The sequence below is a fragment of the Bradyrhizobium sp. BEA-2-5 genome (assembly GCF_032918025.1).
GTDB classification, from domain to species: domain Bacteria; phylum Pseudomonadota; class Alphaproteobacteria; order Rhizobiales; family Xanthobacteraceae; genus Bradyrhizobium; species Bradyrhizobium pachyrhizi.
The window spans coordinates 7,197,762-7,223,670 of the sequence record NZ_CP136629.1; the positions used below are offsets into that span (position 1 = coordinate 7,197,762).

Here is a 25,909-nt window from a genome sequence, read left to right on the forward strand (position 1 = left end):
AACAACGCACACGCCTCACCAAAACCGCGGCTGCGGTTTGCATTCGCCAGGCGGGGTCCATGCGTTCCTTCGCGTTCAGCACTTGGCCGTCGCATGCTCTTCATTAGGTTCGTCAACGGAGGCTGTCCAAGCAGTCTGGCGCTCTCCCCGGAGGGCGGTAGCAGGCAAGAAATAGCGGACATTCCCCGTTTCGCGGCCCCGCCAGGGGACGCTCACCGCGCGCGCGGATCTCTAACTGATGCTCCTTCTCAGCAGGCCGGTTGCAACACCAGCGCTCATCCTCCGTGATCCCACAGCAGTTACTGCGCAGGCTTCAGGCGCAATCGCTGCGTGACTTTGGCACCGAAGCCGACGTGGAAGTCGGTCTCGTTGACCCACATCCTGTGCAGGATACTCGCGAGCTTGCGTGCGACCGCGACGATCGCGCACAACATGCTCGACCGTTTCGCGATCCGCAGGCCCCATGCTCGCAATGCCGACCATTTCCTGACCCGGAGCAGCAGGCTTGCAGCCGCCTCGCAGAGCGCTTCTCTCACAGAGATATCGCCCTGTTTGCTGATATGACCTTCAAAATCGATCGACGTCCCGGACTGGCGTCTCGGCGTCAGGCCAAAATGCGCGCCGACCGTGCGGGATCGCGCAAAGCGATGAGGATCATCGACACCGACCTTAAACGACAGCGCCGCAACGGGACCGACACCAGGCACCGTCATCAACCGGCGGCACACTGTATCATGCTGGACCACTTGAAGGAGCACGTGATGCAATCTGTCGTAGCCGTCGAAGATCGCCCGCCGCACATCCAGCATGGTCTCAATCATCAAGGAAAATACCGGATCGCTGTGCTCGAGCAGCGCCCGGACGCGTGCGTCGTAGCCTCCCCGACCCACGGCCCCCGTGAGCAAGCCGTAAGCCCTGAGCGTGCCACGAATGTGATCTTCGATATCGATCAGCTTTCGCTTGAGGAGCTTCCTGTTGGCCACAAGCGAACGCATCCTCTGCATGTCGATGTTCTTGACATGGACTGCCCGGTACCAGCCCAGACGCATCATCTGTGCGATGCCACGCGCATCGTTTCGATCGGTCTTGTTGCGCATCGTCGACAGCGAAACACGCATGTGGCGCGCCTCGACAACAACGATCGGAACTCCGGCCGGCTGCAGTTCGCGGTATAACCAGATGCCAAGCGATGACGCCTCGACTCCCACCCTATCGAGGTGATCCGCGTAGCCCTCCAAAGCGGAGCGGATCGCCTCTGGCTCCGTCCCGAGCTTCACTTCGCGGACGGCGAGGCCCTCGTTATCGACGACGCAAAGGCTGGTTTCCTCAAGACCGACGTCCAGTCCAACGTAAAGTTTCATCGGAGCTCTCCCTTGTGGCAACAACGTTCCAAGTTGTTGCACCTGGCTCCGGATTCGGCCACGGTCGCGCTATCACCGCGCACCGGTATCTCGAAGCCCGATTTGAAGAGCCGTCGACCGTTCGTGATCGCTCTCCGCCTTTCCGGCATCCCGTAAGCCGAATTGAGCAACTGCTGCCGTGGAACTGAATATGCGCAGAGCCTGGCGCTGCCGCCGCCTGAGCAGAGGTTTGCGAAGCACACAAGATCAGACCCGGCACAATAGTGACGGTGATCTAGTGTAACGAAACTGCCTGACGGTCCGTAATCGCGATGTGATGGAGCTAGAGAGGTGACGCAATCTCCCCGAAACGGAGCGGATGCCAAACCGCTATCGCAAGCCCTTGCCGCGCTCCGTGAGTTGGTCGCACGAGCGCGGGACGCTTCCAACGAGCCGTTCGATGACGGCCATTCGGTCGATAGGTGGAAGAGTGCAGAGTTCAGTGCCGCGATCGAATGTGCCGAATCAGAGATCGCGAAAGCTTCCAAACCTGTTCCCCGTACGAAATAGGAGCTCGCGCTGCAGGGGCGTTGCCCGCAAATGCCCGGCGCGAGAGCATCAGGCTCGTCAATGTCCGACCTCACGTGCAGGCGTCGAACACATACGTCGTGTTTGCGCACTGGTCTTGCCGTTTCGCCAATCGTTCCTTGAAGGTCGCCACCGCTTGCCGACCCGCGCCTGATCATCGCGACGCTCCCGAACCTGATCGGGCGACAAACATCCCGGTGGACTTGGGGCCCATAATATCTCGCGACGAGAATGCAGTCGTTGTGTCGCTCGAAGGTACGAACGCTGGCGGATCGTCCCTATGCAGGAGATCGGATCGTGCAACGAATAACATTGCCGCTGCCGACAACCGTCGGTCGGCGATCCACGTCGGAGGCAGTTTGATGCCCAGGCGGCTTGCAAGCTTGATCACGTAGGCTCGCGTTTCACTAGGCAGGCAATGGCCCGTGAGAAACTCTTCGTAGCGAGTTGGTCCCGCGTTGTACGCGGCAAACACGCCAGGCGAGCCATAGCGGCTGAGCAATTCACGCAGATATGCCGTGCCTGCCAGAATGTTGTCGCGCGGATCGAACGGATCGTTGCCTAGGTCATAGCGCAGGCGCAGTTCTGCCCAAGTCGCGGGCATGACTTGCATGAGGCCCATCGCACCTTTTGGTGATCTGGCGTGCACTTGCCCAGAACTTTCGTTGTCCAGCACAAACCTGATCCAGTCCACCGGGATTGCAAAGCGTCGTGACGCTTCTTCCGTAAAAGCGGCGAACGGGCTTTTCGCTTGATGGGCCGCTCGAGCCGCCGGTCCGTTCTCGGCCAAAGCACCACCATGCGACGCGGTCAAAATAAGCAGCAGTGGCACGACAGCCCAAACACGCACGCCCGACCGAGCTGAGCATACCGTCCTGCTCACGCCCGTCCAGGGTAAAGCCGCTTCGCGCCGGCCTTTCGGCCGCCCTGGACCGCCGCTGCGCGCGACGGCCTTGCAAACATTGTTCGAGACGGAGGAATGGTTCCGTAATCGATCAAACAGAGGAATTGCGGGATAGACATGCGGAACACGCACGATCATTCCTCCCGTGTCCACACCGGGTCCGCACGGCCGATCACGGCTGCGGCTGGAAGAAAGCCAAAATACCGGCCGTCGAAGGACTCATCCGATTGCCAGTTCATGAGAAAGAGCTCGGCCGGCCCGACGACGTGGCAGCCCTGCCATTTCGGGAGCGGCCGGCCGCGGCCATCGCGATCTCGGGCCTCGCCGACCTTAATTTCATCGACTGAAACTGTGAGCCCACTTCTGCAGACGGTTTGCCCTGGAAGGGCCAGCACGCGCTTGAGCAGGGGGATGCCAATGGGCAGATATCCGTTGAGATCAAGGAAGGTTGCGAGCGGCTCCGGCGGCCGAACAGCGATCAGTTCGGTGACATGGAAGCCTTTCGCTGGTCGTAAGCGATAGAGACCGATTGGCACGCTCGTCGATGCATTCCAGATGTAGAGCGGAAGCGGCTCCATGGCGATTGTCGTGAGCAGCGCAACAGCGGCCCCAAACGTTGCAGTCAGCGTCTTCAGGCGACCTGTCACCGCATTACTCTCTGACGATGGAGCCAAACCTGATGGCGCGCTTTCGTGTAGGAACGCGGATCTTCGTTGACGGACAGACGGTTATGAACGTGATGCCAATGATCAGGAGCGACATCAGCGGGATCGATGCCGAGCGCCTCGACGGCATCGACCATCTGCAGCACCCGTTCGACCTTCGGCCAACCGGAGAGCCGCAGCAAAATCTCTCCGCCGGGCTTCACATACGGCACGGTCGAGCAGCGCTGTCCCGGTGCGACCGCGCGCAAGATGTCAATCCGCGAGATGATCGTGCCAAAGTCGTTGGAGGTCCAACGGACGAAGGCAAAGATGCTGCCTGGCGCGAATGACAGGACGCGCCGGTGACGATCGATCTTCTTCTCCTCAGCGATGCGTCCGAACCGAATGCGGTTTTCAATCCGCTTCTCGAGCCACAACACTTCCACCTCGGTGAGGCCGCTCATGCTGCCGCTCCCCGAAGCTGGGACCGGGAGCCGTGAGCTCGGAGTTCGGTGAAGAGCGTGTGTGGCTTCTGCGGCCAAGCAGGACAGGCGGCCTGCCTTTGGCAGTCACCTCCAATGCGGCTTGTGATCTGGTCCCCGAAGGACTTCTGATCAATAAAATTGTGGTGGCTGGCAAACGCCCAGGAACAATCGCTTAGGTCCGATTTCGGTGCCAAATAGCGCAAGAATCGGGTTCCCGACAGCACGTGAGTTGCGGTCCCCGATGGCACTGGCGGATTCACAGATTGCCCTCCGAATGTAGAATGAGACCGCGCCCCACGGAGGCGTTCTGCTAAGGGATCAACAGGCGTTAGTGCGACGTTCTGGCGCTCAGTATCGTGCCGATCGTGCATTAGCTCGAGCTGATAGCCGGGCAACGTCTGGTACTCGACGAGTTGTCGTACGTCGCACGCAAAAGTCTTGGGCGGCGCGAGCATGATCGAGGTCTGCACTGTCGTTGACTGCAGCCTGTCGGAACCCGCCTTCAGCTGATCATAGTCCTGCGTCCTCGTACCACGCCCGACATAGATTAGACTCTCATCAGCCGTCGCAGCCATCGGGCGCGTCGGCTTCGATACGGCGTCACTGGATTCGACGATTTGGTACGCCGCCCAGATGAGAACGTTCGCATCCCAGATGGCCGCCGTGCCATGTTTTGGCACGGCTTCGGCATGAATTGAGATCGCAACGACACGGCAATCAATCGGCACAATTCGCTTCGTTTTCGCGAGCGAATAGAATGGAAGGGCCATGAGGTCCTGAGCATCGCGCGGCGCTAAATCGCTGGGAATTGCACGAAACAGATCAAGCAGCTCGCGCTCGGAGAGGCGGTGGTGCGCTGAGGACTCGTTTGCGGACATGGCTAGCGTCTCTCTTTACCCGCATAGGGAATAGGCACATGCCGCTTTGCGGGCAGTACGGTGCCAACTCCCGGGTCCGAGGTCGATTTCTTCTTGCCCAGTTTGGCCCATGCTGTCAGGTCAGCCACTGAATAGACTACGCGCCCGCCGATCTTGTGATATTCCGGACCGGTTCCGTACGTTCGGTGTTTCTCCAGCGTGCGGGCGGACAAGCTCAGAAAGCGCGCTGCTTCGGGTGTGCGCAGATATCGCTGCGGCTGATCCGCGCTCCGGTCGGACATTTGAAAAGCTCCGTGATCGTCTTGAGTGCAGGCGTGCGTCGCCGCGCGTCGACGGTCACGATCGCGTAGTAGAACTGCTTATGGGGATGCCGAAGATGCCGGGATGATTTTACGATACCCCTTACAGAGGAGTGGTCGCCCTTGCGCTTGAACCGCACAGGCTTGCGCTACCGTCCGCACCAGCGCGAGGTCGCTCTGTGTCAGTCGGATCGTTCGATTGCGCAGATCGCGCATCTTCCAGGCGCGATCGAGGATGCGCTTCTGGGCGAACAGCGCTGCAATGATGCGATAGCTGCCACTGACAATATGCGCGTCGAGCACCCGCCTAGCGGTTTCAGGCGTTCGCGCCGCCGTTTGGATGAATGGTGAAAAGCGGGACCTGTCGCGCGTCCGATCGTGGCGCCGCAGTCAACGTACTGCATATGGGCGAGCGTCGAAATCGCCATCAAACAGCAATTCGGCTGCGTATGACGCGCATGACCATCGGCGGCTCTTTGGACCAGATCCGTGTTCCACCGGACCGGGGCGGAGCAGATGCCAGCCATCGGGCGAGCGACAAACACCTGACAGGGGCTGAGATGCTGACAAACAGCTGCGGCGACTGCCGCGACCGGAACGGCGGCGGCCAAAAACTCATGCGCGGCAGACGCGCTATTTATCGCAGAAGGAATTGGCTCACACAGCCCGAAGGATCTCTTTTGTGCGGTCGAGAGCTTTTGCGGCAACTCCTCTATAGTCGTCCCTTATAATTAGACTGTCTATTGCCCCACGCACAAACTCAGGATTTAGCTTGTCGATCTGAGCGATAGTTTCGATCACGTTTTGTCGATATGGGTTGAGCTCGCGGATCAGATCAGCAGAATGATCGACCCCCGCTGCAGCAATATCGAAGATATCTCGCGGTTTAATGCTCTTCCCACGATAGACGATCTTTTTGGCGATGATTTCCGGGATCGTTTCTAGAAGGACGTTCACCCCCTCAATTTCTCTCTCAATCGTTGGATTCGTGGTCTTTGGGCCAGCCACGACGAAATCGATCTCGCCAATGGCTTCGAATGCCAATTTGAGAAAGCGATTACCGTCACCTTGGTATTCGCTTGGCAGTATCTCGAATTTGAAGTCCTGCTTCTGCGGGTCCAAGAACGGCAATAGTTGCGGATCGGAAAGAAAGATGTCCACGTCGTGGCTTTCCCGATGCGCAATTTGCAGCATCATCGCGGTGCCTCCGCCGAAGGTCCAATGATCTATGATCGTTCCTTGGGAGTTAACCTGACCAATCAGGCGGCACGCTATCCGAAATAGCTGCGCCCAATCCGAACTGGTCTTATCGATTATCACGCTGCAAGCGGGTAATGCTCACCGGAATAGCTGGAAAACGCTTTTGCAGAAGCAACGAGCTCCATATCGCTGATGCCGAACTGATGTGCGAAGTCTTTCTGCAAGGACGGCTCAACTTCACCGAAGAAAGCTGCCATGTGTCCTGGCACTTCTTTAGCAGCGGCAGGATTCTTAAGGCAAAAAACGAGTGCCTCCTCGTCCAGCTGCTTACTGTGAGGCGCATTGACGGTGGCCAGAACTATCGTCGCGATCGGCATCTTTGCGATCCTTTGCCCGAGAGCGGACGAGGGAATTCCACTAAAGGTGGTCTAACGTCCAACAAAGTCAACCATTATGGGGCAGCGACCATCAACGAGATCTACTCCATCAATCCATTGTGGTATTATATTACCGAACTGCCACCAGTACCATAATCGATCAAGCCGGGTGTCCGTCTCACGCATCGTTCCTGGGTGAAGGTCGGCGAATGAAGGCGGGTATGCAAAGCTTTAATTGAAAGCTCCCGCGACCCAATGATCATGCTCGCACAAAGTAGCTCGGAGCTAACATCCAACAGAACTCCTTTCCTGCTCTTGCGTTCGAAATTGAGCAGAACCAAGTTGCGTAACTTTCAATCTGCGCCCGCCATGAACCAGACTCACGATGGCGCCTATAAGAATATCGCAGCGAGCATACCAGGCGCGCCCAACGCCAGCCCGATCAGCGAGCCGATTGTCGGTACTTCTCGAAAGAGCAGCAACGCGAGAATCGGCTCCACCACCAAAATAGCTCCCACCGATATTGCGACAATTATCCAAATATTCTTGAGATGCATGTAGCCGAGTGCGTATCCGTAGACGAGCAGGACACCACCAATCATTATCAGCAGGAACATCGGCAGAAGCGTTGTCAGATTCGCGCCGGCTTTTTCGAACTGCTTTGAGGCGACCAACTCCGCGATTATCGAAAGGGCTTCTCCTAAGAAAATTTCCCCGACCGCTACAATCTTCGACATTGAGCTCATCGTCTGAGCGTACTGAAGAGAAGGGCGAAAGGTACCTGCCAATACTCGACTTCGCGTTTCGGCTGACTTCAACAGCCGGACTTGCGATGAAAGCGATCGCATTGCTGCCACACACCACCACGGCAATGCGGGGATATTTGAGTGCAACGTTCGATGCAGTGGCAATGCTTGAAAGCAGTTGCGCGTGGGGTTAACGGTTTGATCGGGCGTCTTCTGGCCACTTGCTGAATCCATTCAGCAGGTTCGCAAGTTCTATCGGCGCAAAGCGAGGGAGTTGGCCGTCGCGGCTCAACACCTCACCGGCGATGGCCCCTGCGGCGTGACGGCAGTCTTTCTGTTCCGGCGATCTACTGAATCCGATGCCGAGAACCGACAGTCCCTGGGAACAAACTCAGAGAGCCCGATGCCGGCGCAATCGGCGCGGCGACGTCGCCAGCGATCGAATATAGCCCTGCAGGTGCTCTCATCTTCGCGCCACTTGCCGAAAGCGTTCAGCAGCAATGACACATGTTGACTGTTCAGCCGCTGAACTACTCCGCGCGATCCGCTATTATTCGCAACTGCTTGTCGTGCTTGACCACTGTGGTCGAGAAGTCGCTGATGTGGCTCGCGCGAGCAATCTCGTTTAGGGGGCATTAAGCAACGTAGATCCGTTCTGAGGCGCGCCGCCAGCGCGTTGCGCGGCTCCGCAGGGTCGTCATCGCCATCCGGCGCCAGGCTAGACATTGGTTGCCTCCACAGCGCGAGAGCAGTGGTTGGAAGTTTCTGGGGTTTGGCAGCCTCTTGTTACCTGGCTCCGGTGCGGCTTCGACACGAGCAAACGCTATTCCAAGGCCGTCACCACTCATCCCGTCATTTCACATCATTACATCTCAAGACAATACGGCGGGGCGCTCGCACCGAGACGATCCTCATCTTCCAGGTGATTGGATCCCAACTCAATCGCTATCAGACCTCTCTTGATTTTCCTGTTAGTCATTTGCGCTAACGCGCCATTCTCGCGCGGCCGCTTTTTTCAACTCTACAACCTTACGCTACGTGCGGTTCAAGCCATTTCAACACTAATGCATATTCGAACTACGATTCACGAGCTGGATCGGTACAGTGTTGCCGGAATTCTCTGAGCTACAACGCTATCCCAAGCCCAGCCATCTGGTCGCGCTGCGCCCACACAGATTGCCGTCGCCCAGACCCGATCCCGCAACGCCGAGCGCGATCGCTGGCGTTGTCCGCGGGCCTTCATGGACGTGGCAAAGATTGTAATGGGGCCACGTACAGGCTCACGGCTGCGCCATAGTGATCCAGCCTTTTGAGATTGCGTTTCGCGCGAACCCGCTCGTGGCTCATGCGAATCGCAACGTGCTCCACATAGTCTGTCGAAATGTTTTAGGATCGCATTCGAGACGGATCCAAGCGCATGGCTAAACAATTCACTCGGCGAAACTCGAAGCCGACGCTCATTGCGGCAGATGACGGCTTGACCAGCCATGCAGTGTTGGGCGCGACGATCGGTAATATGCTCGAATTTTACGACTTCGGGACGTATAGCTTTTTCGCCATCCAGATCGGTCACACGTTCTTCCCGGCGAAGGATCAGTTCGCCAGCCTTATGCTGTCGCTCGCGACCTTCGGAGCGGGTTTCGTGACCAGACCCATCGGGGCCATTGTGATCGGCTCGTACTCGGATCGAGTCGGACGCCGGCCTGCAATGACCGCCAGTTTTGTCATGATGAGCGCCGCGATACTCGTGTTGGCTGTGACGCCCTCGTATGACACGATAGGGATCGCTGCTCCGTTATTGGTTATTTTCGCGCGTTTGGTGCAGGGCTTCGCCCTCGGAGGCGAAGTCGGTCCGACGACCGCCTATCTGATGGAAGCGGCCCCGGCCGGACGCCGGGGCCTTGCCGTCTCGTTTCAGCCTGCTAGCCAACAAATAGCTGCAACGGCCGGCGCGCTGGTCGGAGAAGTACTCTCCCTCACCATGACAAGCGAGTCGCTGAATGCGTACGGATGGCGGATCGCGTTTCTGCTCGGTGCCTGTACGCTGCCGTTCGGACTTTGGTTGCGCAGGGCCCTGCCCGAAACGCTGCACCGACCTGAAGCGCCGGCTCTCGCCGTCGAGCCCGCAAGGAAATTGCGTGCCAGCCGCCGCATGATGAGCTTGGGATTGGTCATTTTGGCCAGCTGCACGATTTTCACCTATATTACGGAATATATGACGACTTATGCGCTGAACACCCTGCAAGTTGCTGCGCCTCTCGCCTTTGCGACCACTGTCGTCAGCAATGCGGTAGGCATTGCTGCGGCACTCTTGGGCGGCTGGCTCGCAGATCGGGCAGGACGCCGGCCCATCATGATATGGCCGCAGATCGCCGCGCTGCTGATGACCTATCCGGTGTTCTTGTGGATCGTAGAGAGTCGCAGTCCTATGGCGCTTCTCGCAGGTCTCGGCGCGCTCACCCTCGTCGGAACGATTCCGTATAGCGCCTTCTATGTCGGTATGGCCGAAGGGTTGCCCAAGAGCATCCGCGGCGGCGGCTTCGCGACGATCTACGCTGTTGCGATAGCGATCTTCGGGGGCACAGCTCAACTCGTCGTCGCTTGGCTGATTCACGTTACTGGGAACGCATTGGCGCCCGCTTGGTACATGCTTTTCGCTTCCGCGGCCGGGCTCTGCGCTATGCTGATGATGCCCGAGACGGCACCGCCCAAAGCTCGGGCCGCCGCGAAGACGCGGGGCCCGTAGCAGCTTTGGACAATGCGATAAGGGGTACGGCCCCAGCCAGGTTGCCAACCTCACGATGCGTGCATCGGATTCCGCTTTTGCGGAGCCTGCCAGACGAGGGCCAATCGACGATGCGGAGGATAGCTGCCGAACCTGGCCCCGCCCGGCGGACCGGGCGGGGTGTAGTGCAGCGATCTTACTCGCCGTTCTTGCGCGGCCGGGACCAGAGCAGGTTGTAGCCCTCGCCACCTTCGTCGTCGAACAGGCTCGCGTAGATCGGCGCGTTGAAGGAGGGATCGTCAAGCTTGATCGAGAGGTAGTCGCGGCCCTCTTCGGAGCGCTTCGACCAGGCTGCGCCGATCTCGGCCCGACCCACATAGATGCGGTGGCTGGGCGCGTTCTCGTTGGAGCGGTTGGTCTCGGCGACGATGCGGACGCCCCTAGCCTGCAAGCTCAGCGTGACGATCTCGCCCTGGAAATCATTGCCGACCTTCTTGAAAGTTCCGATATTAGCCATCTTGCTTCTCCGTTGTGTTTCGAGCCCGCGACCACCGCGGCCTCGATGGCGATCTCAAGGGCGAGGACGATCGGCGACGCACCCGCTCCAAGGGCTGAAGCGCAGCGGAGGACGCCGTTGAAGAGACTTTCTTGTCTCGCGAGGAATGGGCGTGAGCCCAGGGGAAGAAAGTCGCAGCAACGGCGTTGCGGCTCAGCCGATCGAGGCGCAGCCGGTCTTCGGCCAGATCGAGCCATCAAAGAGGCCTCGTGCGTCCGCGTGCTGAACCTCAAACTTAAGGAGAAGACTTGGCGAATCTCGGTCGAGCTGCACAAGAGGTCGAAACGATCAGGCGTAGAAAGGGAAACAATCTGCCGCAAAGGGCGGTATCGTCGGCAAAGGAACGAACGAGAGCGAAGCTCACCGCGCCACCGCGGCTATGTGGGCCGGACGGGAATGGGCGCGGCTTGGCCAAAGCACGCCGAAATGGGTCGAGATTACCTCTCGCTCAAGCTCGATGACCCCTCGTTCAACGCACCGATCTAGGCGAACCTGTTTGACGACGAAGGCGACGAAGGATCATCCCTCGCGCGTGGCGGTCGTGAGAATGGGGTGAGACGGTTGCTTCATCAGCCTGGCCGGCTCGAACGAGCGGGTCTCCGCAAACACGGTCAGGCGCGTCCACGCCGTGCCGACGCAAATCGCGCCCACGCAAGCCAAGACCTCTCGCCAAGCGGACGAAGGCTCGCCGAACTGCGAAAGCGCAAGCACCACATTGTAGCCGGCGACGGCGGCTGGAACAGCAAATGCGGCTGCGATCGCAACGCGCAAGGCCACCGATCGAGCAACAGCGAGGGCGGTTTGACCAAAGGCAAGTGTCAGTGCGCCACCGGCAATTCCGATGAGCAGCGCGCCGACGACGCCGGCGCCGCCATGAAACGCCATCATTCCGATATTCAGTGCGACGAAAAACGGCAAGGCATATACGGCCAGCGCAAAGACCAGCCAGCAGAACAAGCCGATGCCAACGGTGTTGAGGAGAAGCCCAAGGGCAAGCATGGTGGTGGCTCCATGTACAAAGGTGTAATGGTCGCGCCTTCCACCACCACCACGGCGCAACCGTTGATATATTGGCGAAACGAGGCGGAGTTGCGGCGCCTGCGACTCCGCCTCGGTTGCGCGGGCAAGACGGCGCTCACGCGCCGCCAAACTTCCAGACCGGAATGCCAAGCCGCTTTGCCTTATCGGCAAGGTTGTCCTGAATGCCCGTGCCGGGGAAATGCAGGACGCCGATCGGCAGCAGTTCGAGCATCGCGTCATTGCGCTTGAAGGGCGCCGCCTTGGCGTGCTTGGTCCAGTCCGGCTTGAAGGCAATCTGTGGCACCTTCCGAGCGGTCGCCCATTTGGACGCGATCAGTTCGGCGCCCTTGGGCGAGCCGCCATGGAGCAGAACCATGTCGGGATGCTTGGCGTGCACCTTGTCGAGCCGATCCCAGACGAGGCTATAGTCGTTGAAGTCGAGCCCACCGGTCAGGGCGATCTTCGGACCCGGCGGCACCATGATCTCGGTTTCCGAGCGGCGCTTGGCTGCGATGAAGTCGCGGGAATCGATTATCGCCGCGGTGAGCGTGCGATGGCTGACCAGTGATCCCGACCGTGGGCGCCAGGACGAACCGGTGTGGGCCTCAAAACGCTCGATCGCCTGGTCGCGGAAGAGTTCGAGACAGTTGCGGCGCTCGATCAGCGAGATGCCCTCGGCGGTTAGGCGCTCAAGCTCGACCGAGCGCACTTCCGAGCCGTTCTGCTCGCGCTGGCTCTTCTGCTGCGCCTGTTCGTTGACGTCGAGCTGGCGCTCGATGCGTTCGACGGCGCGATGGAACAGGTTGACCGTCGGCCAGAGGAGATCGTTGAGATCCGGCTCAAGTCGCGTGTCGCTCAAGGTCGCAACCAGGGCGTCGAAGACATCGGCAACCGCACCGGTGATCATCTTGCCCTCGGGAAGCGGTCTTGGATCTGGCTGATCGCCGAACGGACGGTAGCCGAAGAGCTGCAATTCGGTAAGGACGTGATCGGTTGGAGATGAAGCGTGCGGCAGTTCGATGTCGTCATGATCGGTCATGGGAGAAGGTCCTTTGCCGGATCGGCCGCGTCCATCGCGACCTTCGTGGCGATCACTCAGACGGCGGGCGGAACGGGCCAGAACCCGAAAGGGCCGAAGCGGCAGCGGAGGATGGCGAAGGCCGGCTATTTTGCTTCGCGATGCAAAGCGCGCCGGTCAGTTCGCTAGTGTGTCTTCTCATCGCTGGCGCGCGGCGGAAAATAACCGGACGCAGCCATTGCCGGCCCGGGCCGCTTGCCGTCCGATCGCCTTCTAGAAGGCCGTGGTCGCGTCCTCTTCCGGCATTGGCCTCGTCTATGATCGACCTTTCACGATCGATCGAACGACAGCGGCTTTTTCCGCAGCCACCGTTGACGCATGCAGGAAACGGGCGACATCTTCCGGTACGAGCTGAATGCGTAAGGCGGCTAGGAGGACCTCGAGACCGAAAACGTAAAGGTCTTCGTTGAAGTCGCCCAACCGGGGCGACAGCGCGATCGCTTCAATGCCGGCGTTTGCTGCGCGCTGGGTCAGAACGGCGTGCACCGTATCCCCGGCGGCATCGGCATCGCGGGCAATGTAGAGCCGGCGGAGGCCAGACGGGAGCAACATGGCTGAGAGGTGATTGGCCGAAAGCGCTGCAGCCATCGGCATGGTCGGTAGCGCGCAGCGTAGCGACAACATGGTCTCGATCCCCTCGCCAGCTACGAGCACGTCGTCCAACACGCCGAAGCGAACCGCGCTGCCGAGCAGGTCGCCCATCGCGCGTCGTGGCGTTTCGATCGGAGCCTTGCCGAGACGAATCCGATCAAAGCCTTCTGGATCGAGCCAGGTCCGGTGTACGCCAGTGATCCTGCCATCGAGATTCGTGACGCAAGCTATCATTGCGGGCCAGGTCTCAGTCGGCAAGTTCTCGTCCGGCCGATAGTAGCAGCGTCGGTGAAAGCGCAGGCTGCCGCCATGGTGCACGCAGGCTATCCCGCGACGCTGCAGATATGTCTCGACCACGGTCCCCTCGATCGGGCTGGATATCGCAAAGAGCCGGCGAGCGGCCGCTTGCGATCCGGCTGGCAGCGCCGGGCGATCGGGTTTCGGGACGAATTCCGGGTCAGTACGAGGCAGTCCCAGAAAACGCCTCGCCTCCTTGGACACCTTGCGAAAGTCGTGCAAGCCCAAGCTTTCGCGAATGACGTCGAGGAGATCGCCATGCTCGCCGGTCGCGGCGTCGGTCCACTTGCCGGCGGGTCCCTTCCGCGATTCCTGGAGCCGCACGAACATCGAGCGGCCCGGGGTGTTGTGGACGTCGCCGACCAGCCAGTACCGGCCCTCTCGCTTGCCATTGGAGAGATAGTGTCGGCACACCGCCTCGGCCTCGCGCGCAAGGCGGCGTGACAGCTCGGATGCATCGCGGGGCATCAGGCGGCCTCCCGCCCGCTGATGCGCACCAGCGGATATTGGTCGAGCACCTTTGAGAGTATCTCGACTCCGCTTGCGTCCGTGGGGACGAACATGCGCAATTTCCAGGAGATGATCTCCCCAAAAAGGCCGTAAGCTCGCAGACGATCGCGCATCGCGTCGTTGAATCCCGACAGTTCGATGCGATATGCGCCCATGACCCGGACACGACGAAGCTGAAGCTCCTCGGTAAGATCGAGGACGGTCCGTCCTTCCATCAGCGCGACAAAGGCGGCGTCCGCCGTCAACGCCGGCGTGTCCGCCGCAAGGACGTTCGCGACCCAGGTCGCCGAGACCTTGCGACCGATGATCCGCTCGCCTGCGTCGGTCTGAAGCCGATAGACCCGGGTCGATTCGTTCGGCAGCCGCTTCCAAATCGGCAGCAGCAAGCCCGCAACGACATGGATCGTGCTGTCCGTGAACTCGGGCACCTCCGCGAGCTCCGCCTGCCAGGCGGCGGCAAAGCGTTCACGATCAGCTTCGATCCAATGGGTTTCCGACATCATGTTCAGGGAGACGCTGTGCTGCTCCATCGGCCGGATCAGGCGAACGCGCCGCTCGACCTCGCCATCGTCGAGCATGAAGCTCGCCGCTGGCACCTGGACGGCGGATCGTCCCGAGCGCTCATTGATCAGCAGGACGGCATGACAATCGGAAAGACGAGCGAGAGCCTCATCCAGCCCCACAGGATGGTTGCGCAGGCGCTGGGTAATCGTGAGAAGCCGGGTCTCGGCGCTTGTGCCTGGATGCGCATAGATCGTCCGCCGGTCGGTGACGACAAAGCTCTCGGCGCGGAGCGTTTCCAATCCGACGTCATAGATACCCGACGCGACGGCCCCTTCGATCCGAGCGGTCAAGAGCTGCTCGAGCGCGGTGAACAGGATGTTCTGTAGCTCGATGGTGAGCGCCAACAATCTGTTCAGGAAGGTCGTGATTGGCGGTAGCTCATCCTTGAGCCCATTGACATCCGTCAGCTTCAGGCCGGTCGCATCTTCGAACCTCGCGAGCGAGCATCCGTCGACCTTGCCTCGCGCGAGCAGCGTGTAGAGTTGACGCAACGAATCACGGCCATACTGGCTTTCGAGGTTGTCCTCGGGGCGGAACAGGCCCTGCCCTCCGGTCTGGCGCTGACCGCGCGTGATGGCTCCCAACGTATCGAGCCGACGGGCGATCGTACTCAAGAAGCGCTTTTCAGCCTTCACGTTGGTCGCGATGGGACGAAACAGCGGCGGCTGCGCCTGATTGGTCCGGTTGGTCCGGCCGAGGCCTTGGATCGCGGCGTCCGCCTTCCAGCCGGGCTCAAGCAGATAGTGAACCCGCAGGCGCCGATTCCGTGCCGATAGCTCGGCATGGTAGCTCCTCCCGGTGCCGCCCGCATCGGAGAACACGAGGACACGCTTGACGTCGTCCATGAAGGCCGAGGTCTCAGCAAGATTTGCCGAGCCGGCCCGGTTTTCGACCACCAGCCGGTCGCCCTTGCGAACGATGCGGCGCGAGCGGCCGGTCACTTCCGCGACCATGTCGGTACCGAAGCGCTGGACGACCTGATCCAGCGCGCCGGGTACCGGAGGGAGCGACGCGAGCTTCTCGATCAAGCGGTCGCGGCGGGCGACGGCTTCCCGGCTCTCGACCGGTTGTCCGTCACGATAGACAGGCCGGGAGCAGAGGTTGCCTTCCGAATCGGTGAAGGGCTCATAGAGCTGAACCGGGAAGGAGTGGGCGAGATAATCCAGCACATACTCGCGCGGGGTAATGTCGACGCGGACGTCGCCCCACTCCTCGGTCGGGATCTCGACGAGCCGGCGTTCCATCAGCGCCTCTCCCGTCGAGACGATCTGGATGACAGCGGCGTGGCCAGCCTCAAGGTCGCGCTCGATCGAGCGGACCAGCGAGGGCGTCTTCATCGAAGTCAGGAGATGGCCGAAGAACCGCTGCTTGGCGCTTTCGAAGGCGGATCGTGCCGCGGATTTGGCCTGCCCGTTCAGCGTTCCGGTCTCGCCGGTGATGTTGGCGGCCCGCATCGCGGCGTCGAGGTTGTTGTGGATGATGCTGAACGCATCGGCGTAGGCGTCGTAGATGCGAACCTGCTCCGGAGACAGTTGGTGCTCGACGAGCTCATACGCGACGCCCTCGTAAGAGAGCGATCGAGCCGCGTAGAGACCGAGGGCCTTGAGATCGCGCGCCAACACCTCCATCGCCGCGACCCCGCCCTCCTCGATCGCCTCGACGAATTCGGCTCTGGTGGCGAACGGGAAATCATCACCGCCCCACAATCCCAGTCGCTGTGCATAAGCAAGATTGTGCACCGTGGTGGCGCCGGTAGCCGACACATAGACCACGCGCGCATTCGGTAAGGCGTGCTGGAGCCGCAGGCCCGCGCGCCCCTGCTGAGAGGCCGCCTGATCGCCGCGCTCGCCCTTGCCTCCGACCGCATTCTGCATCGCGTGGCTCTCGTCGAAGACGATCACTCCGTCGAAATCCGAGCCCAACCATTCGACGATCTGGTGCACGCGCGAAAGCTTCTCGCCGCGCTCATCGGTCCGCAGCGTAGCGTAGGTGGTAAATAGGATGCCTTCCGAAAGCCGGATCTGCATCCCCTGGCGGAAACGCGATAGCGGCGTCACAAGCAGCCGCTCCATGCCGAGTGCGGACCAGTCGCGCTGCGCGTCCTCGATCAGCTTGTCGGATTTGCTGATCCAGACCGCGCGCCGGCGGCCCTTGAGCCAGTTGTCGACAAGGATGCCGGCGACCTGCCGTCCCTTGCCCGCACCGGTGCCATCGCCCAAGAACCAGCCGCGGCGAAAGCGGACGGCATTTTCCGCGCCATCGCGCGCGGCCGCCACGACATCGAAGGTCGCATCGACCGTCCAGGAGCCTGCGAGAAATTCGGAATGCGCTTCGCCAGCGTAGATGACGCTCTCGAGCTGCGCGTCCGACAGGGTGCCATTCGCCACGAGATTGGGCGACAGGTGCGGCCGATACGAAGGTCTTGGTGGTGCGACGGAGGCCATCGCAGCCGACTGCACGAGCTTGGTCGGATGCGCATGCGCACCCGGAATGCGGATCGACTGCAATCCGTATTCCTCGTAAAGCGCATCGGTAAGCCGGGCGCCTTCCGCCGGCGACCAGCCGACCGTCTCGTACGCAAGTTCTACGCCATCTGACGCGGCGCCTCTCGAAGTGGACGATGGACGTGGTGCAGGGGCGCCGAGGAATCGTGACTTCGCAGGGTGCTTGATGACCTCCGGCACGACCGAGGTGGCAACGGGCAGCCTCGGAGGCACATGCTGGGTCACCCAGTCAAGCAAGGTGGCGACATCGCCCGCCATGCCCGGCGAGGTGGCAAAGAGCTTCGGATCTCCGGCAGGCTGCTTGTCGATGACAAGCAGCCTTGTGTCGATCTGAGTCCCGTGCTTCGCGTAGACGGCGCCGTCGACCGCAGCAGAAAACACAACACTCCCGCGTTCCTGAAGGCGAACGAAGGCATCTCGCCATGCCGGATTGTCCGGCCCGAAGCTTGCACCCGTGATGGCGACCAGACGACCGCCGTCGCAAAGACGCGCCAAGGCCGACGCAATGTGCCGGAGCGCCGCGTCCGCGACTCGTCGATCGACGTTTGCCAGCGCCGAGAACGGCGGGTTCATCAAGACGACACTAGGTACGACGCCTGCATTGAGATGATCGTCGATCTGGGCGGCGTCGAACCGCGTGATCTCAAAGCCGGCGAACAGGTGATCGAGCAACTCCGCACGGGGTTCGGCCAACTCGTTCAATATCAAGCCGCCGCCGGCGAGCTCGGCGAAAATGGCGAGCAAGCCTGTCCCCGCGGACGGCTCCAGAACGCGGTCGGCGGGTGTAATCGCGGCTGCGGTACATGCGGCCAGCCCCAGAGGGATCGGCGTCGAGAATTGTTGTAGCGCCTGGCTGTCCTCGGAACGCCGCGTGTGGGTCGGCAGAAGACTGGTTACTCTCGCGAGCATCGGCAGCATCGCGGCCGTTGAGCCGGCCTTGGTCCGGATGGCCGGACCGAACTTGCGAAGGAAGAGAACGGTGGCCGCCTCGCAGGTGTCATAGGCGGTCTTCCAATTCCAGGCGCCGGCCGCGTCCGAGGCGCCGAAGGCAGCCTCCATGGCGCCACGCAGGACCGCGGCATCGATGCGCCGGCCGCGTTCGAGATCGGTCAAGAGCTGTCGCGCAGCCCTGACCGTAGCGGAGGTGATAGTTGCAGCGGCACGCATCGAGAGCGGCGCAGCGGCAGCGCCGCCGGCGAGAGATTCGGTCATGGGATTTCTTTCGGAGAGCAGGAACGGGTCGAACCGCCCGGCGCTCTCCTTAAGACCGCGGCGATTCAAACCCTTCCCGGCCCCACTCTCCCTCTCAACCGTCTCCCAATAAAAATGGGGACCGGTGCTGCACACCGGTCCCCATGCAACCGCGAGACGGCAGGAGCCAGTTCGCTCCTACTCAACCGCGTCGAGCTGTTGCGGATGCTCGTCGCTACCGTTCTCCGGATCCTCCGCGTCGGCGAGGAATTCTGGCAGTGGGCCGGCTTCACCTTCCGGCTCCACCGAAGACGGGCTGGAATCGACGAGACGCAGCGGCTCCGGCAACCAGCCCGAGCTATCGAGAAGGCGCTCGGCCTCCTTGGCCATGTCGGCCTTCTTCAGGTGGTCGATCAGTTGCGCGGAAGACTCGCCCTTGGCTTCCCGCACCGCCTCCAGAATGCGAGGCTTGGTGACTCGGCCGAGATAGTTGTCGACGGTCGGTCTCCATCCAGCCTGCACCATGTCGAGTCCGGCCGCACGCGCCAGCACGTTGGCGTGGTCGAGACGCGTGCGAACGCCGTGGGCTGAGACACGGCCCTGATTGTAACGGTTGGCCGGCTCATAGACGGCGTTGACTGCAAAGGACGCGCAGTGGGCGAACAGCGATGCCTGTGCACCACCATCGAGAGCCGTCAGCGCATCCCAGAGATCATTCTCGCTCTTCGGCAACCGTGCCTTCCAAGCCTCATGCCGCACCTCGACAGCCTTGGCCGAGACGCTTTCCCTCAGCCCCGGAGCTTGAGCGGGAAAGGTCGGCGTGCGCAGGCCGATCTCAAGGCAGCTCCCGGATGAAGCAAACCGGTAGAAGGCCGTCAGCACGAAGTTATGCAGCACCGCCTGGAACGCGATCGCGGGATTTTCCGCCAGCGCATCCCGCAACGCCAGCGTACGATGCGACGTCAGTTCGATGATGAGCCGATCCGGCAACGGCCTTGCCGGGTCTTCATCATCTTCCTCCGGTTCGCTCGTTGCGCCGGCGACCGAGATCGCTGTGCGCGGTTTGGGACCACCAGCTTCCTGCCCTTCAGTTGACGACGCATCCGTGCCCCGCTCGACCTCGGAATCGGCCGCAGGCGCTTCGTCCTCGGGCCGAACATAGCCCCGATCGACGGAAAGCCGTCCTTCGTCGTCAATGCTGACGAACACGCCGGCCCGGGCAATCTCGGCCGGATCGTAAGTTTTCGGCCGGTCTTCGAGCGCCAGCAGCGCCGCCTCGATCGCGCCGAGACGCTGGTCGACGTCTTCGGGCAGCTCATCCGCATCCTGATATTCGGTCTCGAGCTTCGCCTGCTCGGCGTTGAGAGCGTCGATGGTGGCCTGCTGCTCGGACGTGAGATCGACAGGCTGACCTTCCAGCTCGCGCAGTCGTGTGGTGTGGCCGTAGGGGAAGTCAATGGCGACTGAGATCCATTTCCATCCTTCCGCACCAATTGCTTCGGCCTCGGCTTTGAGCTTCTCCGTGACAAGACGGTCGAGCAGAGCGACGTCTTGAAGCCAGCCGCCATCATCGTGCTCGAACAGGTCGCGCAAAATGCCGCCGCCTGCCTGCTGGTAAACATCGAGCCCAATGAACAGCGCGCGGCGATCGGACGCCCGCGCGGTATTTTCGGTCAGCATCCGCCGGATCTGATAGGGCTCATCGTAACCCGAGCGGCTGGCATTCTCCCAGACCTGTTCCTGCCGCCCGTGATCCGCTGTAACGGAAAACGCCATGAGCTGCTCAAGCGTCATGCCGTCTTCGGCATAGACGTCGTGCAGCTTTGGCGACACGGACGCCAGCCGGAGGCGTTGCTTCACGACGGAAGGTGTCACGAAGTGCCGAGCCGCGATATCTTCCTCGGACATGCCGGCGCCGCTCAAGGTCTGGAAAGCCCGGAACTGATCAAGCGGATGAAGGCCCACCCGCTCGTCGTTCTCCGCAAGCGAATCGTCTTCGGCAATGCCCCCTTCGCGCACCACACAGGGAACGGCCTGCGTCTTCGCCATGCGCTTCTGCTTCACGAGAAGTTCAAGTGCGCGATACCGCCGGCCGCCCGCCGGCACCTCAAACATGCCGGTCTCATTGCCTTCGGCGTCTACGACCGCCCGCACATTGAGACTTTGCAGGAGCGTCCGCCGGGCGATGCTTTCCGCGAGTTGCTCGATCGAAACGCCCGCCTTCACGCGCCGCACGTTTGACTGGCTGAGCACCAGCTTGTTGAACGGAATGTCCCGCGATGGCGACAGGGTGATCTTTTGGATAGCCTTCGTCATATCGATTCTCCACGACGGGCGGCCGGGAGCCTCTCTCTCGACCTCCAACCCGTCGCGAAAACCGCAACTCCCCTCTCACTCTCGTTTCCGAAGCGACTGGCGAGATCTTCACGCTGCCTCCGGCTCCGCGCTCTCGGTCGTCACGTCAACAACGGACTCCGGCAGAAAGCCAAGGAGATAATCCGCAACCTTGCTGGCTTGTGAGGCAGCTCGCACGATCGCGCGATTGTCCTCGCGCAGCACCTCGAGCCAGGAGCCGATATAATCGGCATGTCGCACCGTCGGTACGATACCGAGCGACGCGCAACTAAACGCAGCCGATATCTCCGCGATCAACTCTTCAAAAGCATACTTCTTGGAACCGTAGCCGCCTGACAAGTCGCGGTTGAGACGTGACGGATGGCCGCTGGCATGCGCCAACTCATGCAAGGCGGTTCGATGCCAGTTGATCGGCTCGAAATAGGCTTGCGGTGGCGGCACCTGTACATAGTCTTCTACCGGCGCATAGAATGCGCGATTGCCGCCGATGCGGAAGTTGATGTTGGTCGCCTTGATGAGCTTTTCGACCCGCGGCTCGATCAGGCCTGGCGGCGGAGGCGGCGCGGTCGTCGCGATCTCCGAAGGCAGGTCGTCGCATTGATCAGTATTAAAGACAGTGAAGCGCTTGAGGAACGGAATGGCCTGCGCTTCATCGCCCATTTCGCTCGCGCGCCGCTTTTCGTCGACCGGTACAAAGCGGTCAGCATAAACGACAGTCGTCCCGCGCTCGCCCTTGCGGACGTGACCACCGAGCGACAGCGCCTGGCGGAAGGTAAGCCAGCTCTGACCTGTGAATGCTCGCTCGGTGGCTGCGCCCCAGAGAATCAGAACGTTGATGCCGCTGTAGTGGCGGCCGGTCGCGGCGCTTTTCGGCATGGCCAAACACGCCTTCGCCGCCGCGGTGCCCCAAGGCTGCACCCACGGCAGTCGGCCTGCCTCAAGTTCGCCGATGATCTTGTTGGTGATGTCGTCATAAAGGCTTGCCCGGTCCTCGCCGGCACGCGACCGAGGATAGTGTCTGGACATCGCGGGTCTCCGCGACGGGCGCCGCGAGCCTCTCTCGCAGTCTGTGACCCATCACGGCAAACCCATTCAGCTCTCTTACTCTCAGCCTCTTGCGCGGAAACGAAGACGCGTGACGCCCCACCGGTCGCTCGCAAGTGGGAGAACGCGACAATCTGCGGAGCAACCCACCTTACGTCCCATTTCTTCATGGGATGTGGCCCTGACTGCTTAGGGCCGCAGGCCCTGATCAGGCGTGCGCCAATGGCGCATCGCCCCACTGAAATGGCACCCGGAGAGCGTGAGCATAGCGACCCGAAGGGGCACGCGGGTCCGAGTGCAGCGACGAGACCGGTTAACAGCGGCACCCGGAACAGGGGCAGTGATAGCGATCGCCGAAGGCGGGACCCTTTCCCGAGTGCCCCCGGCGAGGAGCTCCGCAGTCTCTGCGCGAGGGATCAAAGCCGGAAGGCCGAGCCGCTACGCGGCTCGGTTCACGCGAGCCCGGTCCGGCGCTAGCCGCGCGCGCCCAATCAAAAAATCAGCGAAGACAGAAAGTCAGCGAAGCTGAATCTCCTCCCGCACTTTTGTTTCTGCGTCATAGATCTTGATCTGAAGCCTTGGGAAGCGCTTCTTCAACTCTACTCCGCCTGCCCTGGCGCCGTCCCGGGTGGCAAATTCGGTCTTCAATCGGCCATCCACTTCGAGTGCGTAACCAGAAGATGGCAATTCACGGGTGGCTGCAATCATGTCGTCCCTATCATGCAGTGAGGCAATCGATGACGATTGGTTAGCGTGAGTCGCCCAAACCAGGCCAGTGTAACCTGAAAGCTTCGACTCGCCGTCCTCAACTGATCACGGATGGGAGCTTGCATCATCCGAGCAGGTGGCCGGCTTGCCGTTCGCACGGACACAGGAGCGGTAGAGCCACGGTTCGACATAACTGCCCTTCCAGATCCCTCGACCAGCGCGTTCGGCATTGTGCTGAGCCACGCCATATCTGCCTTTCGAGTATTGGGGCCAATCCAGCGCAAGTCCGTGAAGCACAAGCCATTCACCGAGGTCAGCGCCACCGACCGAGCAGGTCGCGACCGTGCGGCCATATTGATCGAGGCTGACTGGAACACAATTGACAGTCCGGCGAGCTATGAAGGCGTCGAGCTCGTTCGCAGCCTGCGCACCACAACGATATTGTAAACTGTCGTCGCCGCGGCACAGCTGGCTGCTCTCCGGTGCATCGACGCCCCAAAGCCGGATGCGCATTCCATGGATTTCCAGGGTGTCGCCGTCAATAACGCTGGCCTGCCCCACAAACTGATCGGCCAATGCCATGCTCGACAGAGGGGCGAGCATCAGTGCCAGGAGGATTCGACGCATGCTAATGACCTCGCGGCTACCGCAAGTCTCGCGGTTCGGATTTCGGCCAGTTCTCGAGCGGCTTTAGGGGCGGGTCTCGGGCCGGTCGGGATAGTGAAACTCCGTGCCGTGCAGCCAGCGTCCCTGGAAGCGCGCCCAGAACAGAATCGCATCCATCTGCCACGTGGACTCATAAACCCTATTGTCAAATCGCGCGAGTATTGGCCCAAAGCCCGCGCATCTCGCCCACGACCCGACGCGCCACTTGAAGGAGCTACCTTCCCGAGCGAGATTTTGGGAACCGATTAGCCTTTTATTCGCGATCTTGCCGGGAGCCGCTCAGGGATGTGCGTTCGCGTCGTCTGAGCTGTCGGTTGGGCTATCGCTGGTGCAGAGGGTCTTTTTTGGAGGGGACCAAATTGAGACTGCAACTTCTTCACTACATTGCGAAGCGGCTTCGCATTCGGTCAACGTGGACGGCATGCCATACGGTTCCCGCCTCCAAGAACGTGCGGCATCATTGAGCCATTCTGGACAGTAGCGATTCCAAAACGCCCGTTCGCGTGGGTACATTAGGTGGAAGGTCGCGTTGCTTGGCCCTTCCGTGTCTTCTTCTTTTTGGATTTGATCACATCAGCTTGCGCCCGGTAGGCCCGTGCCAGCGCCTGCAATCCCTCCGCTAAGTCGCGGTCGAGAACGGAGAGTGCTGCGCGGTCTGCCTTGTCAGCCTGCTTGCGGAGCGACTTAATCATCTTGGCCATGGCCGGTCCTAATGAGGCACGTACTCGTAGACGACAAGCGCGCCCCAAGTCCGATGATGGCAACCAAGACGGCTATTGCGAGAACGGATTGCGGGCGCATGCTGCTTCCCCTCAGTTCCCAATGAGTCGGATATTAGTCCAGCGCGGGCACAAACGTGAAGGAAATGTGCTTCCGGGTGCTGATTGGCAGTCTCATCATCTTCGCGATCACGACGCTTTTGGCTGATACGGGGTTTGGTGTCCGCTTCGGTCAAGATGAAGATATGCTGTTCGGTATACAGGTCGGTTCACTTCTCGCGTCAATTGCATCAGCGGCCGGGTTGCTGGTGACGCAAAACCCGCCAGACGTGCGCTAGGGCGGCGCCAGCATCTTTTCGATGTAGGCATTGACGATTTCGGCGAAGTCGCGCCGATCTCCAATCACGGCATCGCGCTGTTTTAGAACGTCGTCCTGAAGTAGGCGAAGCCCGCTCCTACGGGCGGCTACCGGCGTTGCTTCCAGATATTCAGCGATCGCGCGCTCAGCCAGTGGAACGCCGTTCGGGTCACCCTTGGCGATTAACCGACGAAGAATTCCTAAGCAGGCGTCTAAGTGAGGCATGCCACAAGTATACGCCTCGATTCTTTTCAAATTTCAAACCGAGGCCCGATTAGAACACCCGTTACCTTGGCGGCCCTAGTTCCCGTGAGGCCATCCACTGCGTCATCCGGCAGGCTGCCTCAGCCTGCCGTGCGCGGCGAATAAGCCGGTCGCGCTCAATTCCTGGTGGGGTGCCACGGGCCTCTTTGCGCAAGCGTTCCGCTTCCACGCAGGCGATCTTATCACGAAGATCAATTTGCTTGGAAAGATGGAGCCCAGTCATGTGCTTCCCTCCCTGTTATGCAGGCGGGAGCGCTATCGGTCTCTCAGCCACCGACGCCTACAGGCAATCTTTGGCCGGTGATATTGGAACAATGATCCCGGCCTGAGGCGGTTGCAAGGAGCTTGTGACCCGCAAAACCCCGGTGCTGTCCTAGCTAGGACACCCGTTAAGCATGTGGGAAAAAGTGGCAACATGTTTACCTTTGATTCACATACATTAATTGACTGGCTCAGACTTTAATCCGATGATCTGGGACTGGGCAGGGCTGTTTCATTAAGGACAATTTTTCAAGGCCCAGAGGGCCGCCCTATTATCGGCATCGGCGGTTCGGCAAGCATGGGAATGAGAACGGCCTCAGCATTACCCTCCAAGGGTGCTGGGGCCGTTTCTCATGACACCACCACTGCTATGGCCGCCGACGGCACGACCGATTTCTCGGTCCTGCAGAACGAGCTCAAGGGCAAGTCGACGAGCATTGTGCTGGTGGCGTTCGACCTGCTCTATCTGAACGGCCGCGATATCCGGAAGCTACCGCTCTTTCAGCGCAAGGCCGAGCTCAAGAAGATCCTCAATGGCACCGATATCCAATTCAGCGAAAGTTTTGAGATCGATGGCCGCGAGATGTTCGCGCACGCCTGCAGGGTCGGCCTCGAAGGCGTCGTCTCGAAGGTGCGGGACAGTGCCTATCCCAGGGGACGCACGAACGACTGGGTCAAGAAGACCTGCGTGCAGCGGGAGACGCTGACCATTGCCGGCTTCGCGCTCGAAGGCACGAAATGGGATGGTCTCTATGTCGGCCGGCGCAAGGGCGACGGTCTCATCTACGCCGGCAAAGTCGACCACGGCTTCAACAAGGTCTCGGCGGCCGATCTGCAGAAGCGGCTTAAGCCCCTCATCCGAAAGACCCAGCCCTATACCAAGCGTGTCAACCACAAGGGCATCTGGGTTGAACCCAAGCTTCTGGCCGAGATCGAGTATCGCGCGAAGTCGGCCCAGGGAAAAGTCAGGCACCCGTTCTTCCGGGGCCTGCGGGAGGACCTGTGATGGATGCCTTCGATTGCTTCTGGCAATGGGC

23 protein-coding genes and 2 pseudogenes are annotated in these 25,909 nt (G+C 60.8%); 4 read left to right on the forward strand and 21 right to left on the reverse strand.

Annotated elements, in window-relative coordinates; genetic code table 11:
- Window positions 1–299: 299 nt before the first annotated feature.
- From RX327_RS33535 to RX327_RS33580, 10 genes are all read right to left on the reverse strand, one after another.
- Complete coding sequence (locus RX327_RS33535; RefSeq protein ID WP_317248444.1) at window positions 300–1,361, reverse strand: IS110 family transposase; 1,062 nt, start codon at window positions 1,359–1,361, stop codon at window positions 300–302.
- 721 nt (window positions 1,362–2,082) lie between these two features.
- On the reverse strand, window positions 2,083–2,760 hold the full coding sequence (locus tag RX327_RS33540) for a lytic transglycosylase domain-containing protein (RefSeq protein ID WP_317248445.1): 678 nt from the start codon (window positions 2,758–2,760) through the stop codon (window positions 2,083–2,085).
- A 206-nt stretch (window positions 2,761–2,966) separates the two neighbouring features.
- Window positions 2,967–3,479, reverse strand: coding sequence for a S26 family signal peptidase (locus RX327_RS33545; protein ID WP_317248446.1), 513 nt, complete (start codon window positions 3,477–3,479; stop codon window positions 2,967–2,969).
- Complete coding sequence (locus RX327_RS33550) at window positions 3,476–3,940, reverse strand: DUF2840 domain-containing protein (RefSeq protein WP_317248447.1); 465 nt, start codon at window positions 3,938–3,940, stop codon at window positions 3,476–3,478. Before RX327_RS33550 ends, RX327_RS33545 begins: the two co-directional genes overlap by 4 nt.
- Complete coding sequence (locus RX327_RS33555; RefSeq protein ID WP_410712107.1) at window positions 3,937–4,839, reverse strand: replication initiator protein A; 903 nt, start codon at window positions 4,837–4,839, stop codon at window positions 3,937–3,939. The genes RX327_RS33550 and RX327_RS33555 overlap by 4 nt, the downstream gene beginning before the upstream one ends.
- 2 nt (window positions 4,840–4,841) lie before the next feature.
- Window positions 4,842–5,120 (reverse strand): helix-turn-helix domain-containing protein, encoded by a 279-nt coding sequence (locus RX327_RS33560; RefSeq protein WP_317248448.1) that lies wholly within the window; start codon window positions 5,118–5,120, stop codon window positions 4,842–4,844.
- Window positions 5,121–5,198: 78 nt separating this feature from the next.
- Window positions 5,199–5,441, reverse strand: coding sequence for a hypothetical protein (locus RX327_RS33565; protein ID WP_317248449.1), 243 nt, complete (start codon window positions 5,439–5,441; stop codon window positions 5,199–5,201).
- 354 nt (window positions 5,442–5,795) lie between these two features.
- Window positions 5,796–6,335: a nucleotidyl transferase AbiEii/AbiGii toxin family protein gene (locus RX327_RS33570; protein ID WP_283088507.1), complete on the reverse strand. Its 540-nt coding sequence runs from the start codon at window positions 6,333–6,335 to the stop codon at window positions 5,796–5,798.
- Window positions 6,336–6,454: 119 nt separating this feature from the next.
- The gene (locus RX327_RS33575; protein WP_317248450.1) at window positions 6,455–6,715 is read right to left on the reverse strand and encodes a hypothetical protein; all 261 of its coding nucleotides are present in this window, start codon (window positions 6,713–6,715) and stop codon (window positions 6,455–6,457) included.
- Window positions 6,716–7,107: 392 nt separating this feature from the next.
- Window positions 7,108–7,452, reverse strand: coding sequence for a hypothetical protein (locus tag RX327_RS33580; protein ID WP_317248452.1), 345 nt, complete (start codon window positions 7,450–7,452; stop codon window positions 7,108–7,110).
- 1,426 nt (window positions 7,453–8,878) lie between these two features.
- Here RX327_RS33580 and RX327_RS33585 point away from each other — a divergent pair.
- Window positions 8,879–10,207, forward strand: a complete 1,329-nt coding sequence (locus RX327_RS33585) for an MFS transporter (RefSeq protein WP_283088512.1) — start codon at window positions 8,879–8,881, stop codon at window positions 10,205–10,207.
- A 175-nt stretch (window positions 10,208–10,382) separates the two neighbouring features.
- On the opposite strand, the gene RX327_RS33590 is transcribed toward RX327_RS33585, so the two are convergent.
- Complete coding sequence (locus RX327_RS33590; protein ID WP_128929802.1) at window positions 10,383–10,703, reverse strand: DUF736 domain-containing protein; 321 nt, start codon at window positions 10,701–10,703, stop codon at window positions 10,383–10,385.
- A 402-nt stretch (window positions 10,704–11,105) separates the two neighbouring features.
- Here RX327_RS33590 and RX327_RS33595 point away from each other — a divergent pair.
- A pseudogene (locus RX327_RS33595) lies at window positions 11,106–11,225 on the forward strand (DUF736 family protein); the annotation flags it as partial.
- A gap of 36 nt (window positions 11,226–11,261) precedes the next feature.
- Here the strand turns inward: RX327_RS33595 and RX327_RS33600 are convergent.
- The 9 genes from RX327_RS33600 to RX327_RS33640 form a co-directional block, all read right to left on the reverse strand.
- Window positions 11,262–11,741 carry a hypothetical protein gene (locus tag RX327_RS33600; protein WP_317248453.1) on the reverse strand — a complete coding sequence of 160 codons (480 nt, stop codon included), beginning with the start codon at window positions 11,739–11,741 and terminating at the stop codon, window positions 11,262–11,264.
- Between the two features lie 136 nt (window positions 11,742–11,877).
- Window positions 11,878–12,801, reverse strand: coding sequence for a DUF2493 domain-containing protein (locus RX327_RS33605; RefSeq protein ID WP_317248454.1), 924 nt, complete (start codon window positions 12,799–12,801; stop codon window positions 11,878–11,880).
- A gap of 294 nt (window positions 12,802–13,095) precedes the next feature.
- The gene (locus RX327_RS33610) at window positions 13,096–14,196 is read right to left on the reverse strand and encodes a toprim domain-containing protein (RefSeq protein WP_317248455.1); all 1,101 of its coding nucleotides are present in this window, start codon (window positions 14,194–14,196) and stop codon (window positions 13,096–13,098) included.
- Window positions 14,196–18,518, reverse strand: coding sequence for a strawberry notch-like NTP hydrolase domain-containing protein (locus RX327_RS33615; RefSeq protein WP_317248456.1), 4,323 nt, complete (start codon window positions 18,516–18,518; stop codon window positions 14,196–14,198). The genes RX327_RS33610 and RX327_RS33615 overlap by 1 nt, the downstream gene beginning before the upstream one ends.
- Before the next feature lie 177 nt (window positions 18,519–18,695).
- The gene (locus tag RX327_RS33620; protein WP_317248457.1) at window positions 18,696–20,813 is read right to left on the reverse strand and encodes a ParB/RepB/Spo0J family partition protein; all 2,118 of its coding nucleotides are present in this window, start codon (window positions 20,811–20,813) and stop codon (window positions 18,696–18,698) included.
- Between the two features lie 108 nt (window positions 20,814–20,921).
- A complete protein-coding gene (locus tag RX327_RS33625; RefSeq protein ID WP_317248458.1) occupies window positions 20,922–21,878 on the reverse strand; it encodes an ArdC family protein in 957 nt (318 codons plus the stop codon).
- A 534-nt stretch (window positions 21,879–22,412) separates the two neighbouring features.
- Window positions 22,413–22,604, reverse strand: a complete 192-nt coding sequence (locus tag RX327_RS33630; RefSeq protein WP_317248459.1) for a hypothetical protein — start codon at window positions 22,602–22,604, stop codon at window positions 22,413–22,415.
- Window positions 22,605–22,709: 105 nt separating this feature from the next.
- Window positions 22,710–23,231, reverse strand: a complete 522-nt coding sequence (locus RX327_RS33635; RefSeq protein WP_317248460.1) for a thermonuclease family protein — start codon at window positions 23,229–23,231, stop codon at window positions 22,710–22,712.
- Between the two features lie 551 nt (window positions 23,232–23,782).
- On the reverse strand, window positions 23,783–23,971 hold the full coding sequence (locus tag RX327_RS33640) for a hypothetical protein (protein WP_317248461.1): 189 nt from the start codon (window positions 23,969–23,971) through the stop codon (window positions 23,783–23,785).
- 155 nt (window positions 23,972–24,126) lie between these two features.
- Here RX327_RS33640 and RX327_RS33645 point away from each other — a divergent pair, with 155 nt between their 5' ends.
- On the forward strand, window positions 24,127–24,327 hold the full coding sequence (locus RX327_RS33645; protein WP_317248462.1) for a hypothetical protein: 201 nt from the start codon (window positions 24,127–24,129) through the stop codon (window positions 24,325–24,327).
- Here the strand turns inward: RX327_RS33645 and RX327_RS33650 are convergent.
- Complete coding sequence (locus tag RX327_RS33650; RefSeq protein WP_317248463.1) at window positions 24,324–24,602, reverse strand: hypothetical protein; 279 nt, start codon at window positions 24,600–24,602, stop codon at window positions 24,324–24,326. The genes RX327_RS33645 and RX327_RS33650 overlap by 4 nt on opposite strands.
- Before the next feature lie 643 nt (window positions 24,603–25,245).
- Here RX327_RS33650 and RX327_RS33655 point away from each other — a divergent pair.
- Window positions 25,246–25,878, forward strand: a pseudogene (locus RX327_RS33655) (DNA ligase); the annotation flags it as partial.
- Window positions 25,879–25,909: the final 31 nt, after the last annotated feature.